At 57.1% G+C, this 16,039-nt stretch carries 12 protein-coding genes; 6 read left to right on the top strand and 6 right to left on the bottom strand.

Translation table 11 applies throughout. The features are described 5' to 3' along the window. Window positions 1–240: 240 nt before the first annotated feature. From lysC to FZF21_RS01450, 3 genes are all read left to right on the top strand, one after another. The gene (lysC, locus tag FZF21_RS01460; RefSeq protein WP_006810501.1) at window positions 241–1,590 is read left to right on the top strand and encodes a lysine-sensitive aspartokinase 3; all 1,350 of its coding nucleotides are present in this window, start codon (window positions 241–243) and stop codon (window positions 1,588–1,590) included. A gap of 93 nt (window positions 1,591–1,683) precedes the next feature. Further along, window positions 1,684–2,628 (top strand): ketopantoate/pantoate/pantothenate transporter PanS, encoded by a 945-nt coding sequence (gene panS, locus FZF21_RS01455; protein ID WP_015570166.1) that lies wholly within the window; start codon window positions 1,684–1,686, stop codon window positions 2,626–2,628. Window positions 2,629–2,678: 50 nt separating this feature from the next. Then, complete coding sequence (locus FZF21_RS01450) at window positions 2,679–2,951, top strand: DUF3811 domain-containing protein (RefSeq protein WP_017382612.1); 273 nt, start codon at window positions 2,679–2,681, stop codon at window positions 2,949–2,951. Here the strand turns inward: FZF21_RS01450 and rluF are convergent, their stop codons facing one another. Continuing rightward, a complete protein-coding gene (rluF, locus tag FZF21_RS01445; RefSeq protein ID WP_003860347.1) occupies window positions 2,952–3,824 on the bottom strand; it encodes a 23S rRNA pseudouridine(2604) synthase RluF in 873 nt (290 codons plus the stop codon). Between the two features lie 197 nt (window positions 3,825–4,021). Here rluF and FZF21_RS01440 point away from each other — a divergent pair, with 197 nt between their 5' ends. Continuing rightward, a complete protein-coding gene (locus FZF21_RS01440; protein ID WP_047736653.1) occupies window positions 4,022–4,324 on the top strand; it encodes a type II toxin-antitoxin system RelE/ParE family toxin in 303 nt (100 codons plus the stop codon). Between the two features lie 6 nt (window positions 4,325–4,330). Further along, the gene (locus FZF21_RS01435; RefSeq protein ID WP_023295755.1) at window positions 4,331–4,618 is read left to right on the top strand and encodes an addiction module antidote protein; all 288 of its coding nucleotides are present in this window, start codon (window positions 4,331–4,333) and stop codon (window positions 4,616–4,618) included. Here the strand turns inward: FZF21_RS01435 and FZF21_RS01430 are convergent. Then, entirely contained in the window at window positions 4,615–6,246 is a 1,632-nt protein-coding gene (locus FZF21_RS01430) for a Na/Pi cotransporter family protein (RefSeq protein WP_003860350.1), read from the bottom strand. The two genes, FZF21_RS01435 and FZF21_RS01430, sit on opposite strands and share 4 nt — an antisense overlap. A gap of 116 nt (window positions 6,247–6,362) precedes the next feature. Further along, window positions 6,363–10,046: a methionine synthase gene (metH, locus tag FZF21_RS01425; protein ID WP_149121116.1), complete on the bottom strand. Its 3,684-nt coding sequence runs from the start codon at window positions 10,044–10,046 to the stop codon at window positions 6,363–6,365. Between the two features lie 193 nt (window positions 10,047–10,239). On the opposite strand from metH, the gene iclR reads away from it, so the two are divergent. Next, the gene (gene iclR, locus FZF21_RS01420) at window positions 10,240–11,067 is read left to right on the top strand and encodes a glyoxylate bypass operon transcriptional repressor IclR (protein WP_003860353.1); all 828 of its coding nucleotides are present in this window, start codon (window positions 10,240–10,242) and stop codon (window positions 11,065–11,067) included. 23 nt (window positions 11,068–11,090) lie between these two features. On the opposite strand, the gene aceK is transcribed toward iclR, so the two are convergent. From aceK to aceB, 3 genes are read right to left on the bottom strand one after another with little or no spacing between them, the layout of a single operon-like run. Next, window positions 11,091–12,842 (bottom strand): bifunctional isocitrate dehydrogenase kinase/phosphatase, encoded by a 1,752-nt coding sequence (gene aceK / locus FZF21_RS01415; protein WP_047736656.1) that lies wholly within the window; start codon window positions 12,840–12,842, stop codon window positions 11,091–11,093. Window positions 12,843–12,893: 51 nt separating this feature from the next. Further along, on the bottom strand, window positions 12,894–14,198 hold the full coding sequence (aceA, locus tag FZF21_RS01410) for an isocitrate lyase (protein ID WP_017382606.1): 1,305 nt from the start codon (window positions 14,196–14,198) through the stop codon (window positions 12,894–12,896). Window positions 14,199–14,229: 31 nt separating this feature from the next. Further along, on the bottom strand, window positions 14,230–15,831 hold the full coding sequence (gene aceB / locus FZF21_RS01405; protein ID WP_023295752.1) for a malate synthase A: 1,602 nt from the start codon (window positions 15,829–15,831) through the stop codon (window positions 14,230–14,232). Window positions 15,832–16,039 lie beyond the last annotated feature (208 nt).

The following is a 16,039-nucleotide window of genomic DNA, read 5'->3' as shown; positions in this document are numbered from 1 at the left end:
TGTCGCGCCCTTCCGGCGTGGCGAAATGTTGGTCAAAAAGGGGGAAAAAGGAGCATAAAATATGGGCCTGTTATAAGTCCTGTTTCTGAGGGGTACCCCCCCATGAAAAATCCGCATAATCCCAGCATTGACAGGACCTCCCCCGCATTTTATTTATAGGGCCGTATTTTGCGCCTGCACCTGTTCTCGCTTCATTCTTGTGCCAAGGTCGCTCTATTCATTCCCTGACACGAGGTTGTTATGACGAGTTTTGTGGTCGCCAAGTTTGGCGGCACCAGTGTGGCAGACTACGATGCCATGAACCGCAGCGCCGATGTGGTGCTGGCCGATCCGAATACCCGCCTGGTGGTGCTTTCCGCCTCAGCCGGCGTGACGAACCTGCTGGTTTCCCTGTCTGAAGGACTGGAAGCGACCGAGCGTTTCGTGAAGCTGGATGCACTGCGCAAAATTCAGTTCGACATTCTCGAGCGTCTGCAAAACCCGAACGTCATTCGTGAGGAAGTGGAACGCCTGCTGGAAAATATCACCACCCTGGCTGAAGCCGCGTCGCTGGCCACCTCCAGCGCACTGACCGATGAACTGGTCAGCCACGGCGAACTGATGTCCACCCTGCTGTTCGTTGAGATCATGCGCGAGCGCAATATTCAGGCGCAGTGGTTCGACGTGCGTAAAGTGATGCGCACCAGCGACCGCTTTGGCCGCGCCGAGCCGGACGTTGAAGCCCTGGCAGAGCTGACCAACCAGCAGCTTGCCCCGCGCCTGGATGAAGGCATAGTGATCACCCAGGGCTTTATCGGCAGCGAAGCCAAAGGGCGCACAACCACGCTGGGCCGTGGCGGCAGCGACTACACCGCCGCCCTGCTGGGCGAAGCCCTGCACGCCACCCGCGTGGATATCTGGACGGACGTGCCGGGTATCTACACCACCGACCCACGCGTGGTCTCTGCGGCAAAACGTATTGACGTGATCGCCTTTGAAGAAGCGGCTGAAATGGCGACTTTCGGCGCGAAAGTGCTGCACCCGGCCACGCTGCTGCCCGCCGTGCGCAGCGACATTCCGGTCTTCGTTGGCTCCAGTAAAGATCCAAAGGCGGGCGGGACGCTGGTCTGCAAGAAAACCGAGAACCCACCGCTGTTCCGCGCGCTGGCCCTGCGTCGTAAGCAGACGCTGGTTACCCTGCACAGCCATAATATGCTGCACTCCCGTGGATTTCTGGCGGAAGTGTTTGGCATCCTGGCGCGCCACAATATCTCTGTGGACCTGATCACCACGTCAGAAGTCAGCATCGCGCTGACGCTCGACACCACCGGCTCCACTTCTACCGGCGACACCCTGCTGACGCAGTCGCTGCTGATTGAGCTTTCCGAGTTGTGCCGCGTGGAGGTGGAAGAAGATCTGGCGCTGGTGGCCATCATCGGTAATAAGCTGTCGCGCGCGTGCGGCGTGGGCAAAGAGGTGTTCGGCGTGCTCGACCCGTTCAATATCCGCATGATTTGCTACGGCGCGTCCAGCTACAACCTCTGCTTCCTGGTCCCTGCCGATCAGGCCGAGCAGGTCGTGCAGAAACTTCATCAGAATTTGTTTGAATAAAATTCGTTAGCACGATAAACAATATCAATAAGCCGGGCACAGACCCGGCTTTTTTATAACAAAACAACACGACAATACTGCAAGGAATTCACTATGCTCTCCGCTATCACCCGGCTGTTCCCGTTATGGGCGCTGCTGCTCTCTGTACTCGCGTATTACACTCCTGCCACGTTCACGGGCATTGGTCCGTGGGTCACCACGCTGCTGATGCTGATTATGTTCGGCATGGGCGTGCATCTGAAAATTGACGATTTCAAACGCGTGCTGTCTCGCCCGGCGCCGGTTGCCGCAGGGATTTTCCTGCACTACCTGGTGATGCCGCTCGCGGCCTGGCTGCTGGCGATGGCCTTTAAGATGCCGCCCGACCTTTCCGCAGGGATGGTGCTGGTGGGGAGCGTCGCCAGCGGCACGGCATCTAACGTCATGATCTATCTGGCGAAAGGCGACGTGGCGCTCTCCGTCACCATCTCGTCGGTTTCCACGCTGGTGGGCGTGATTGCCACGCCGCTGTTAACCCGCCTGTATGTGGACGCGCATATCCAGGTGGACGTGATGGGCATGCTGCTCAGCATCCTGCAAATCGTGGTGATCCCGATTGCGCTGGGGCTGGTGATCCACCATCTCTTCCCGCGGGTAGTGAAAGCGGTTGAGCCGTATCTGCCCGCGTTTTCGATGGTCTGCATACTGGCCATTATCAGCGCCGTGGTAGCCGGTTCCGCATCGCACATTGCTTCGGTGGGCTTTGTGGTGATCGTCGCGGTTGTGCTGCATAACACTATTGGTCTGCTGGGCGGTTACTGGGGCGGAAAGCTGTTTGGCTTTGACGAATCCACCTGCCGCACGCTGGCGATCGAAGTGGGGATGCAGAACTCCGGCCTGGCGGCGGCGCTGGGTAAAATTTACTTCTCACCGCTGGCAGCGCTACCGGGGGCGCTGTTCTCCGTCTGGCACAACCTGTCCGGTTCGCTGTTAGCAGGATACTGGTCCGGTAAGCCGATTGATGACCAACCGAAAAAAGATGCGGTGAAACAGGGTTAATTGACCCGGCTTGCTTTACACTGAAGCCTCCCCATCAGGAGGCTTCAGCAATGGCTACACCACGTTTGACCCAGAAAGACATGACCGAAGCCGAGCAGCGCGAACTGAAAACGCTTCTCGACCGCGCCCGCATCGCGCATGGCCGCACGCTGACGAACGCCGAAACCAATCAGGTTAAAAAAGAGTACATCGATAAACTGATGGCGCAACGTGATGCCGCGGCGAAAAAAGCCCGCAAGCTGAAAAAAGAGCAGGCTTATAAACCCGATGCAGAGGCGACTTTTTCCTGGTCCGCCAGCACATCAACCCGTGGAAGGCGCTAATCAGCGCCCTTTCTTTTTGCGCCCCGGCTGGGTAAAGCGTTTTCCGTTGCCCGGCTTGCCCCGCCCTTTCTCTTCCGCCTGCGGTGCCTTCACCACCGGACGCTTAATCGCCTGCGTTTTCGGTTTGGCTTTAGCTTTCGGCTTCGCTTCGGACGAGGAGTTCTCGATAAGTTTGAACAGCTCGATCAGCTCGTCATCCGTTAAGTCACGCCACTCGCCCAGCGGGATCCCAGACAGGCTGACGTTCATGATGCGCGTGCGTTCCAGCTTCGTCACTTCATAACCGAAGTACTCGCACATGCGGCGGATCTGGCGATTCAGGCCCTGCACCAGCGTGATACGAAACGCAAACGGCGCCTCTTTTCTGACTTTACACTTCTTCGTCACGGTGCCCAGAATCGGCACGCCTGCGCCCATTCCCCGGATGAACTCGTCCGTGACCGGCTTGTTCACCGTAACAATGTACTCTTTCTCATGGTCGTTACCGGCACGCAGAATTTTGTTCACCAGATCGCCGTGATTAGTCAGGAAAATTAACCCCTGAGAGTCCTTATCCAGACGGCCAATCGGGAAGATACGGCTGCTGTGGTTCACGAAATCAACAATGTTGTCCCGCTCGCCATCTTCCGTGGTGCTGACAATCCCAACCGGCTTGTTCAACGCGATAAACACCAGGTCTTCAGCATCACGCGGTTCGATGACCTGACCATTCACTTTCACCACATCGCCAGGCACCACCTGGTCACCGATGGTGGCGCGCTTGCCGTTAAGAAACACGTTACCTTGTTCAATGTAACGGTCAGCCTCGCGACGTGAGCAGATCCCGCTCTCGCTAATGTATTTGTTTAATCGGGTTGATTGAGTTGGCAGCATAGTTTCTCCTGTGAAGGGCGAAATATACCTTAGGTTTGGGCTGGAAAAAAAGATTAGCCGACGGTTACTGAGACGGGTTTTTTAGTTTGCGAGACGCTTTCAGGATTTAGCGTCAGGCTATTTATCCTTGGGCTAACTCCTTTTAGCTTTACTCTCCAGAGACAATTGCTTGTAGTTTATAAATCACAGGGAGTAATATGAAGGAGATCGTTCAGACAGAATCCTTCCGACGCTGGGAGCAAAATTTAAAGGACAGGCGGGCAAAGACGATTATCGCCTCCCGCCTCTTTAGGCTGGCAAATGGCTTAGCGGGCGACATTAGACCTGTGGGAGAAGGTATCAGTGAACTGAGGATCCACTTTGGCCCGGGCTACAGGATCTATTTTAAGGACCAGGGCAATTTCATCATCGTGCTGTTATGTGGTGGTGACAAAAGCAGCCAGGCCAGAGACATACTTATGGCAAAAATGCTGAGCAATGTATCCCAATGGCAGGAGTGAATGAGCATGCATAAATTAACACCCTACGATCCAGCCAACGCACTGCTGGATGACGAGGAAATCGCTGTGTTTATGGCTGATGCATTAGAGACGGGTGACTCAGCGTACATTGCTAAAGCGCTGGGCGTCATCGCCCGAGCGAAAGGGATGTCGACCATTTCCCAGCAAACGGGCCTGTCACGAGAACAACTGTATCGATCATTCAGTGATAAGGGGAACCCAACGCTCAAAACCACGCTGGCGGTCATGAAAGCATTGGGCCTTGGGTTAACAATCAAACCCTCTGGGGATTAATACTCATCCCGCTCGTCGTCTTCATCCGGCTGCTCCATCACGCTGTACGCCACCGCACAGAACAACGAGTTCAGGCGCTTCATATCGCCCAGCAGTCCCAGGTGGAGGGAGCTGGTCTCGATACTCTGCACGTTCTGCTGGTGCAGACGCTCAACGTGGGCGTGTGAGTAGCGGCGATTAAGGATGCGGAAACGATGCTTATTGCGGCGCAGGCGGCGCGCGCTCGGCACGTCGCTGGAGAAGAAGACCGACATCGCCAGCTTCAGGTTGCTGACCAGCTGTTCGTGCAGCGCTTCCAGCTCTTTCAGCCCTTCAACAGAAAACGCCCGGCGTGCGGCCAGGGATTTGTCTGCGATTTCACTGCCCATACGCTCGACAATATCCGAAGCCTGCTCCAGGTTAAGCGACATCTCGATGATTTCCGCCCAGCGGCGCGACTCCTCTTCCGCCAGCTCGTCCTGGGGGATCCGCGCCAGATAGAGCTTGATGGCGGTATACAGCACGTTGATATCGTCCGCCAGCCTGCGCAGCTCTTTTTCTTCGCGAGGCTCGCCGTGCATCACCTTTTGCAGCCCTTCCAGCATGGTTTCCATCGCGTCGCCCATGCGCAGCGTTTCGCGGGCGGCATTGGCGATTGCCAGCGCAGGAGTATCCAGCACCGAGGTGTCCAGATGCTTCGGTTTAAGGCGCGCGTCCAGCTCCGGTTCATCACGAATAAGCCGCTCGCAGAAGCGGGCCATCGGCGCGGCAAACGGCACCATCGCCAGACAGCGCACCAGGTTGTAGAAGACGTGGAAGTAGATCACCAGCTCCGCTTTCGGCAGAGAGAGATTATCCATCAGGTTCGCCAGCGGGTGCACAAACGGCAGAATGATCAGGCTACCCACCAGCTTAAACAGTAAACTCCCCAGCGCCACCCGGCGGGCGGCAGCGTTGGCGGCGCTGTTGTTGAGCATCGCCAGCAGGCCAGAGCCGAGGTTGGCACCGATCACCAGGCACAGCGCCACCGGGAAGGAAATTACCCCTGCGGCGGTTAAGGTCGCCGTCAGCAGGACCGCTGCCAGGCTGGAGTAGCTGACGATGGCGAATACCGCGCCGATCAGCGCATCCAGCATAATATCGCCGGTTAACGAGGCGAAGATGACCTGCACACCGTTGGCCTGGGTGATCGGCGTGACAGCCTGCACAATCAGCTCCAGCGCCAGCAGGATCAGCCCGAGGCCAATACCGACGCGGCCAAGCTGCCCGGCACGGCTTTGCTTACGGCCGAGGAAAAAAATGACGCCGATAAAAATCAGCAGTGGCGACAGCCAGGAGAGATCGAACGTCAGGATACGCGCCATCAGCGCGGTACCGACGTCGGCGCCAAGGACAATCACCAGCGCCGGGGCGAGCGCCACCAGATCCTGCGCCACGAACGAGGTGACGAGCATGGTGGTGGCGTTGCTGCTTTGCACCAGCGCCGTGACGCCAATACCCGCGCAGAAGGCGAGCGGCTTCTTCTCAACGCTGCCGCTGAGAACGGTACGTAAACGTGCGCCAAACACACGCATCACGCCGGTACGAACGATATGGGTGCCCCATACCAGCAGTGCGACTGCGGAGAGCAGGTGTAACAACGTCAACACGGTAGGCATTCCTCCTTATCGTTATTCGTTTTCCTGAGGTTCAGTATAAGGGTTTAAACGTAAGAAAGAGACAAGGCACCATAGCGGTGCCCTGTTTGTTGTAAGGAAAAGTGACGTTAGTCTGCGTCGTAGCCCAAATTCGGTGCCAGCCAGCGTTCCACCTCTGACACGCTCATGCCTTTACGCAGAGCGTAATCCTCAATCTGATCGCGCTGAAGCTGTGCCACGGCGAAGTACTTGCTGTCCGGATGGCTGAAGTACCAGCCGGAAACGGACGCGCCCGGCCACATGGCGAACGACTCGGTGAGCTTCATGCCGGTATGCGCTTCGACGTCCAGCAACTTCCAGATAGTGCCCTTCTCGGTGTGTTCCGGGCAGGCCGGATACCCCGGCGCCGGACGAATGCCCTGGTAATTTTCGCGGATCAGCTCCTCGTTGCTGAGGTTCTCATTCGCCGCGTAGCCCCAGTGCACCTTACGTACGCGTTCATGCAGATATTCAGCGAAGGCTTCCGCCAGACGGTCGGCGATCGCTTTCACCATGATTTTGTTGTAATCATCGTGCTGCGCGTCGTACGCATCCGCCAGCGCGTCTTCTTCCAGACCACCGGTTACGGCAAAGGCGCCGATATAGTCGGCTTTACCGGAGAGTTTCGGTGCGACGAAATCCGCCAGGCAGTAGTTGGCAAAGCCCACTTTCTCGGTTTGCTGGCGCAGGTGGTGGCTCACGGCCAGCACGTGGGTGCGGGTTTCATCGCGGTAGATTTCCACATCGTCGCCCACGCGGTTCGCCGGGAACAGCCCCACCACGCCGCGCGGGTTGAGGGCTTTCTCTGCGCTCAGCCTGTCGAGCATGTCGTTAGCATCTTTAAACAGGCGCTTCGCCTCTTCGCCCACCACCTCATCTTCAAGAATGCGCGGATATTTGCCCGCCAGCGACCAGGTCATGAAGAACGGCGTCCAGTCGATGTAGTTACGCAGCGTTTCGATGCTGGCCGTCACGTCCTGCACGCCCAGACGGTGTGCGACCGGCGGCGTATAGCTGGACCAGTCGAACGCCAGATCGTTATCGCGCGCCGCCTGAAGCGAAACCGGCGGCGTGCGCGGTTTCTTACGTCCATGCTGAACGCGGACGGTTTCATACTCTTTGCGGGTGCGGGCGACAAAGTCATCGCGCTGGGTGTCGGACAGCAGCGCGGAGACCACGCCCACGGTGCGCGAGGCGTTTTGAACATACACCGTCGGCCCACTGTAGTTCTGCTCGATTTTCACCGCCGTGTGGGCTTTCGAGGTGGTTGCCCCGCCAATCAGCAGCGGAATGGTAAAGCCCTGGCGCTCCATCTCTTTTGCCACGTTGACCATTTCGTCAAGCGAAGGCGTAATCAGCCCGGAAAGACCAATCAGATCCGCATTCACCTCACGCGCGGTCCTGAGGATTTTATCCGCCGGGACCATCACGCCAAGATCGATAATTTCGTAGTTATTACACTGCAACACCACGCCAACGATGTTTTTGCCGATGTCGTGTACGTCGCCCTTCACGGTGGCGATGACCATTTTACCGTTACTGGAGCCCTTCTCTTTGCTGGCTTCGATAAAGGGTTCCAGATACGCCACCGCCTGCTTCATGACGCGGGCGGATTTCACCACCTGCGGCAGGAACATTTTGCCCTCGCCGAACAGATCGCCGACCACGTTCATGCCGTCCATCAGCGGCCCTTCGATCACTTCAATCGGACGGGCGGCCTGCTGACGCGCTTCCTCGGTATCCTGCTCGATAAACTCGGTAATGCCTTTTACCAGCGAGTATTCCAGACGCTTATTCACATCCCAGGAGCGCCATTCGGCCTGTTGAACGTTGGCTGATTCGTCAGATTTACTGCCGCGGTATTTTTCCGCCAGATTCAGCATGCGTTCGGTGGCGTCGTCACGACGATTGAGGATCACGTCTTCTACGGCGTCGCGTAGCTCGGCTGGCAGATCGTCGTAAATTGCCAGCTGGCCGGCGTTGACGATCCCCATGTCCATCCCGTTGCGGATGGCGTAGTAGAGGAATACGGCGTGGATCGCCTCACGCACCGGGTCGTTGCCGCGGAACGAGAACGACACGTTTGACACGCCGCCGGAGATCAGCGCATGCGGTAGCTCGCGTTTAATGTCTTCACACGCGCCGATAAAGTCCTGGGCGTAGTTGTTGTGCTCTTCGATGCCGGTCGCGACGGCGAAGATGTTCGGGTCGAAGATGATGTCTTCCGGCGGGAAGCCCACCTCTTCGGTCAAAATTTTGTACGCGCGGCGGCAAATCTCAATCTTGCGCTCGCGGGTATCGGCCTGGCCCACTTCATCGAAGGCCATCACCACCACGGCGGCTCCGTAGCGACGGACCAGCTTCGCGTGGTGGATAAAGGTATCGACGCCCTCTTTCATCGAGATGGAGTTAACGATGCCTTTGCCCTGAATGCACTTCAGCCCTTTTTCGATGACTTCCCATTTGGAAGAGTCAATCATGATCGGCACGCGGGCGATATCCGGCTCACCGGCAATCAGATTGAGGAAACGCACCATTGCCGCTTCGGCGTCGAGCATCCCCTCGTCCATGTTGATATCGATAATCTGCGCGCCGCTTTCCACCTGCTGGCGGGCAACGTCCAGCGCTTCGCTGTACTTCTCTTCTTTGATCAGGCGCTTGAACTTCGCAGAACCGGTAACGTTAGTACGTTCACCCACGTTCACAAACAGGCTGTCGTCGCCGATGGTCAACGGCTCCAGGCCGGACAGACGACAGGCTACCGGAAGCTCGGGTAGCTTGCGCGGTGCAAGCCCGGCGACGGCGCGGCTCATGGCGGCGATATGCTCCGGCGTGGTGCCGCAGCAGCCGCCGACGATGTTGAGGAAACCAGATTCGGCCCATTCGCGGATTTGCGCCGCCATGGTGTCGGCATCCAGATCGTACTCACCAAACGCGTTCGGCAGACCGGCGTTCGGGTGGGCGGTGACGTAGCACTCTGCGATGCGCGAAAGCTCCTGCACGTACTGGCGCAGCTCGTCCGGCCCCAGCGCGCAGTTCAGGCCGAAGGAGAGCGCTTCGGCGTGGCGCAGGGAGTTATAAAACGCTTCGGTTGTCTGGCCGGACAGTGTGCGCCCCGAGGCGTCGGTGATGGTGCCGGAAATCATGATCGGCAGGTCAACGCCCAGCGCCTCGAACTCCTCTTTCACCGCGTAAATTGCCGCTTTGGCGTTGAGGGTGTCGAATACGGTTTCAATCAGGATCAGATCGGAACCGCCTTCCACCAGCGCTTTAGTGGACTCACGATACGCGGCCACCAGCTGGTCAAAGGTGATGTTCCGAAACGCCGGGTCGTTGACGTCCGGAGAAATCGACGCGGTGCGGTTGGTTGGGCCCAGCACCCCGGCTACGTAGCGCGGCTTGTCCGGCGTACGGGCCGTCCATTCGTCGGCGCAGGCGCGCGCCAGCTTCGCCGCTTCAAAGTTGATCTCCGCCGACAGGGATTCCATCTGGTAATCCGCCATGGCGATGGTTGTCGAGTTGAAGGTGTTGGTTTCAACAATATCCGCACCCGCTTCGAAGTAAGCGTTGTGGATATCCCTGATAACAGACGGTTTGCTTAACACCAGCAGGTCATTGTTCCCTTTCAGGTCACAAGGCCAGTCGGCAAAGCGCTCGCCGCGGAAATCGTCTTCACTCAGACGATAGCCCTGGATCATGGTGCCCATGCCGCCGTCCAGCACCAGAATTCGTTCATTTAACTGCGCACGCAGTTGCTCTACTTTGCTGCTCACACTTGCTCCCGACAACGCTCAACAAGGCCAAAAGGCTGCGTTCCATACTGGCATAATCTCGCAGGGTCGAAAAGTCACACAGCGGTAACATGAGACATGTTCACTATCACTCCTCCGATCAGTCAGGAAAGCGGTTGCAAAACCACCAAATAAAACGAAAATGATTTCCACGATACAGAAAAAGGAGTTCGTCATGGTTACGACCGTTCCCGCTAAACGCGGCAGAAAACCTGCTGCAACCACCGCTGCACAACCAGGCGGACAGGTTCAATCCCTGACGCGCGGCCTGAAGCTGCTGGAATGGATAGCCGAATCGCATGGTAGCGTGGCCCTGACGGAGCTGGCGCAGCAGGCTGGCCTGCCGAACTCCACCACGCACCGTCTGCTGACCACCATGCAGCAGCTGGGCTTCGTGCGTCAGGTGGGCGAGCTGGGGCACTGGGCGGTGGGGGCGCATGCGTTTATTGTCGGCAGCAGCTTCCTGCAAAGCCGCAACCTGCTGGCGATTGTCCACCCGATTCTGCGCAAGCTAATGGAGGAGTCCGGCGAGACGGTAAACCTGGCCGTACTGGATCAGAGCGATCACCAGGCGATTATCATCGACCAGGTGCAGTGTACGCAGCTGATGCGCATGTCCGCGCCGATTGGCGGCAAGTTGCCGATGCACGCCTCTGGCGCAGGGAAAGCGTTTCTCTCGCAGCTGAGCGAAGAGCAGGTAACGGGGCTGCTGCACCGTAAAGGACTGCACGCCTATACCCACGCCACGCTGGTGTCGCCGGTGCATCTGAAAGAAGATCTGGCTCTGACCCGCAAGCGCGGCTATTCGTTTGATGACGAAGAACATGCCCTCGGGCTGCGCTGCCTCGCGTCCTGCATTTTTGACGAGCACCGCGAGCCGTTTGCCGCTATCTCCATCTCCGGGCCGATTTCACGTATGACCGACGACCGCGTCACCGAGCTGGGCGCGATGGTGATTAAGGCCGCGAAAGAGGTGACGCTGGCGTATGGTGGGATTCGTTAAACGTGCATTGCCGCCTGATGCCCTCACCCCGGCCCTCTCCCACAGGGAGAGGGAGAAAAGCGGATGCAAAACCGCTGCTTGCGGCGGTAAGCGTAGACATCTTCCACGTGCCCATTTTTTATCCGCATTTGCAGCCCGCGCCAGTAGCTGGCGCGGAACAGATCGGCATGCATCTCTTCGAATAGCGGCCCGATGCGCGGGTCGGCACAAAGCCAGTGGCGAAACTCCTCCGGAAACACATCGCCCGGCGATACGCTGTACCACGGCTCGCTGGATAGTTCATCTTCCGGGTAGCGCGGCGGCGGGATATCGCGGAAGTTCACCTCGGTCATGTAGCAAATTTCATCGTAATCGTAGAACACCACCCGCCCGTGACGGGTGACGCCGAAGTTTTTAAACAGCATGTCGCCGGGGAAAATATTGGCGGCGGCGAGCTGGCGAATCGCATTGCCGTACTCTTCAATGGCGTCTCGTAAAGCCTGGCCTTCGGATTGCTCCAGCCAGATATTTAGCGGCACCATCCGGCGTTCGATATAGAGATGGCTAATCGCAATCTTATCGCCAAGATCGGTAATTTTCGTCGGCGCTTCCTGCATTAGCAGCGACATCAGCGACGGATCGATCTGCTGCTTGTCCAGCACAAAGTTTTCAAACTCCTGGGTATCCGCCATTCGCCCGACGCGATCGTGCTCTTTAACCAGCTGATAGCAGGCGCGGACGTGAGCGGCGGTCATCTCTTTCTGCGGGGCAAATTTATCCTTAATCACCTTAAACACGCGGTCGAAGCCCGGCAGTGTGAAAACCAGCATCACCATGCCGCGGATCCCCGGCGCTTCGATAAACTGCTCATCAGCCGTGGTGACATAACGCAGGTATTCCCGATAACTTTCCGTTTTGGCATGCTTCTGACAGCCAATCGCCATATACAGCTCGGCGGTGGTTTTGCCCGGCAGGATCTCGCGCAGCCACTCCACCAGGGCGGCAGGCAGTGGGGCATAGACCATGAAATAGGAACGGGCGAAGCCAAATACGATACTGGCCTCAGCGCTGGTAGTCAGGCAGGTATCGACAAACAGTTCGCCGTCGTCGGTACGGTGAATGGGTAGCAGAAACGGCACGATGGCTGTCGGCGTAACCAGTTTGCCCACCAGCCAGGCGGCCTTATTCCGGTAGAAAAGCTCGTTTGCAACCTGCAAATGGCTGCGGCTGAGCACCGCCTCGCCGAAGGTTTCACTGAGATATGCGTGGATATAGCCGATATCCCGGGGTTTATTCTCCCACGGCAGGCGCAGCGGCAAATCCGTTAAGACGCAGTGCAGGAGCTTTTCCCAGCCGCGATCGGGAAAGAAATCTTTCGCCAGCGGACGCGGAATGGTACGGAAGCGGCGCTCCGGCTGGGAGCTGAAGATAAATAACCGCTCAGGAGATAATGAGCGGTGGTCAAATAACCGGCAATAGACGGAGTTGAAAAAGCTCTCCGCAATCTCGAAGCGCGGGTAGTCGGGTAACAGATGGGTGTAATGCTCTTTCACGCGCAGTAAAAATTCCGCATCCGGGCTTTTACCGTCGGTGATACAGCGCAGTTGCTCCACCACCAGACCTACGTGGTGATCATAAAGGTGGATACGCTGCTTCATGGCCTGCTGAACCGCATGCCAGTCGGCGTGCTCAAAACGCTGTTGCGCGCCGGAGGTGACTTCCAGAAAGCGGCCATACTGGGCATCGAAGCCCTGCAAAATAGTTTGGGCAATCAGTAATTCCAGACCACGCGACATATATTCCCCCTCACCCCAACCCTCTCCCCGAGGGGGGAGAGGGGGAAAAGATTAGAACTGTGCTTCTTCCGTCGAGCCCGTTAATGCCGTGACGGAGGAGGCCCCGCCCTGAATAATCGTGGTCACATTATCGAAGTAGCCGGTTCCCACTTCCTGCTGGTGCGAAACGAAGGTATATCCTTCTTTGCCCGCCGCAAATTCTGGCTGCTGTACCTTCTCAACATAGTGTTTCATGCCTTCGCCCTGCGCGTAGGCGTGCGCCAGGTCGAACATGTTGAACCACATGCTGTGGATACCCGCCAGAGTGATGAACTGGTACTTGTAGCCCATATCTGACAATTGCTGCTGGAAGCTGGCGATGGTCGTATCGTCCAGATTCTTTTGCCAGTTGAAGGACGGCGAACAGTTATAGGCCAGCAGCTTGCCCGGATACTTCGCATGAATCGCATCGGCAAAGCGCTTCGCCAGCGCCAGATCCGGCGTGGAGGTTTCACACCAGACCAGGTCGGCGTAAGGGGCATACGCCAGGCCGCGGCTGATCGCCTGTTCAATACCGGCATGTGTGCGATAGAACCCTTCGCTGGTACGTTCGCCGGTAATGAATTCGCTGTCATACGGGTCGCAGTCAGAGGTGATCAGGTCCGCCGCGTCAGCATCGGTACGGGCAATCACCAGCGTCGGCACGCCGAGCACGTCAGCAGCCAGACGCGCGGCAACCAGCTTCTGGATCGCTTCCTGGGTTGGCACCAGCACTTTCCCGCCCATATGCCCGCACTTCTTCACCGACGCCAGCTGATCTTCAAAGTGAACGGCCGCTGCACCGGCCTCAATCATGGATTTCATCAGCTCAAAGGCGTTCAGCACGCCGCCGAAACCGGCTTCCGCATCGGCGACGATCGGCAGGAAATAGTCGATAAAACGCGGATCGTGGGGTTCGATACCCGCGGCCCACTGGATCTGATCCGCACGGCGGAAGGTATTGTTGATCCGATCCACCACTGACGGCACCGAGTTCGCCGGATAAAGAGATTGATCCGGATACATGCTGGCGGCCAGGTTAGCATCCGCCGCGACCTGCCAGCCGGAAAGATAGATAGCCTCAATGCCGGCCTTCGCCTGCTGCAATGCCTGACCGCCGGTCAGCGCGCCGAGGCTGTTGATATAGCCTTTTTTAGACCCCCCATGCAGCAGATCCCACATTTTCGCCGCGCCGTTCTGCGCCAGCGTACATTCCGGGTTAACCGAGCCGCGTAACTTCACCACTTCCTCTGCGCTGTACGGACGGCGAATGCCTTCCCAGCGCGGTTGGGTCCACTCTTTTTGTAACTCTTCGATCTGTTGGGTACGGGTTTTCATGTGCAGATGCTCCATATTGTTATGTGGTGAATTACGCCAGGAAGCGGTAGCCCGGCAGGGTCAGGAAGTCGATTAAGTCATCAGAGGTGGTGATTTGCTCCATCAGGCGTGCGGCATCGTCAAAACGCCCGCTGCTGAAGCGGTGCTCGCCCAGTTCGTCCTGGATGACCCGCATCTCTTCGGCCAGCATCTGACGGAACAGGGCTTTGGTTACCGGTTTGCCGTTGCTGAGCGTTTTTTGATGATGGATCCACTGCCAGATGGAGGTACGTGAAATTTCCGCCGTGGCGGCATCTTCCATCAGGCCGTAGATAGGCACGCAGCCGTTGCCTGAGATCCATGCCTCGATGTACTGCACGGCGACGCGAATGTTGGCGCGCATCCCCTCTTCCGTGCGTTCGCCCGCACACGGCGCCAGCAACTGTTCTTCTGCGATTGGCGCATCGTCTTCACGGGTGACAAACAGCTGGTTTTTGTTGTCGCCGAGTACGCGGTTAAAGACTTCCATCGCCGTATCGGCCAGACCAGGATGGGCAATCCACGTCCCGTCGTGGCCATTACGGGCTTCCAGCTCTTTATCGGCTTTCACCTTGTTGAGCACCTGATTGTTACGCTCTGCGTCTTTGCTCGGGATAAACGCCGCCATACCGCCCATCGCAAAGGCGCCGCGTTTGTGGCAGGTCTTAATCAGCAGGCGCGAGTATGCGCTGAGGAACGGTTTATCCATGGTGACAACCTGACGATCCGGCAATACCCGGTCGGCATGGTTTTTCAGGGTTTTGATGTAGCTGAAGATGTAATCCCAACGGCCGCAGTTCAGGCCCACAATATGGTCACGCAGCGCATGGAGGATCTCATGCATCTGGAATACGGCAGGCAGGGTTTCAATCAGCAGCGTGGCCTTAATGGTGCCGCGCGGCAGGCCAAAGCGGTCTTCTGCGTAGCTGAAAACTTCACTCCACCACGCCGCTTCCTGCCAGGACTGGGTTTTCGGCAGATAGAAATAGGGGCCGCTGCCTTTCGCCAGCAGGTTTTTATAGTTGTGAAAGAAGTACAGCGCAAAGTCGAACAGGCTGCCCGGAATCGCTTCTCCGCGCCAGGTGACGTGTTTTTCTGGCAAATGCAGACCGCGTACGCGGCAGATCAGCACCGCCGGATTCGGTTTGAGCTGGTAAATTTTACCGGCTTCGTTGGTATAGCTGATGGTGCCGTTGACGGCGTCGCGCAGGTTGATCTGCCCGTCGATAACTTTCTGCCAGTCCGGCGCGAGGGAATCTTCGAAGTCCGCCATAAATACTTTGACGTTGGCATTCATGGCGTTGATCACCATTTTGCGCTCTACCGGACCGGTGATCTCTACGCGACGATCCTGTAAATCTTCAGGGATTCCGCGAATTTTCCATTCACCATGACGAATGGAAGCGGTTTCCGAAATAAACCCTGGCAACTTGCCGTTATCGATCTCCTGCTGTTGATGAATGCGCGCCGCCAGCAGTTTATTACGCTGTGGCGTAAAGCGAGTCACCAGTTCAGTCAGAAACTCTACCGCTTCTGCCGTCAAAACTTGCTGTTCTTGTTCACCATTCGGCTGGGTAAAGGTCAGTTCATCGACCGTTGTTGCCTGTTGAGTCATCGTTCTGCTCCTCATCAAAGATCCAAAATCACGCCCCCGACGCGAGCGAAAGATCGTTGTGTAGTTTTCGCTCAGTAGAATTAAGACTATCTATAATTTTTCCAAAATCAAAAACAATTTCCATTTTAATTGAGTTATGCGTGCAATGATTTGATTAATATGAAATTAAAGTTATTCACGATGCTGAGTTGGATTTCGGAAATAAAAA

Origin of the sequence: Enterobacter sp. LU1, from assembly GCF_008271405.2 — a bacterium.
Lineage (GTDB): Bacteria > Pseudomonadota > Gammaproteobacteria > Enterobacterales > Enterobacteriaceae > Enterobacter > Enterobacter hormaechei_C.
The sequence above is the reverse complement of the archived record's forward strand: the minus strand, read 5'-3'. Positions and strand labels throughout refer to the sequence as shown.

Bases quoted from the DNA above. Each gene is read 5' to 3' on its own strand.
- lysC (WP_006810501.1), top strand. From the start codon at position 241: ATGACGAGTTTTGTGGTCGCCAAGTTTGGCGGCACCAGTGTGGCAGAC.
- panS (WP_015570166.1), top strand. From the start codon at position 1,684: ATGCTCTCCGCTATCACCCGGCTGTTCCCGTTATGGGCGCTGCTGCTC.
- FZF21_RS01450 (WP_017382612.1), top strand. From the start codon at position 2,679: ATGGCTACACCACGTTTGACCCAGAAAGACATGACCGAAGCCGAGCAG.
- rluF (WP_003860347.1), bottom strand. From the start codon at position 3,824: ATGCTGCCAACTCAATCAACCCGATTAAACAAATACATTAGCGAGAGC.
- FZF21_RS01440 (WP_047736653.1), top strand. From the start codon at position 4,022: ATGAAGGAGATCGTTCAGACAGAATCCTTCCGACGCTGGGAGCAAAAT.
- FZF21_RS01435 (WP_023295755.1), top strand. From the start codon at position 4,331: ATGCATAAATTAACACCCTACGATCCAGCCAACGCACTGCTGGATGAC.
- iclR (WP_003860353.1), top strand. From the start codon at position 10,240: ATGGTTACGACCGTTCCCGCTAAACGCGGCAGAAAACCTGCTGCAACC.
- aceK (WP_047736656.1), bottom strand. From the start codon at position 12,842: ATGTCGCGTGGTCTGGAATTACTGATTGCCCAAACTATTTTGCAGGGC.
- aceA (WP_017382606.1), bottom strand. From the start codon at position 14,198: ATGAAAACCCGTACCCAACAGATCGAAGAGTTACAAAAAGAGTGGACC.
- aceB (WP_023295752.1), bottom strand. From the start codon at position 15,831: ATGACTCAACAGGCAACAACGGTCGATGAACTGACCTTTACCCAGCCG.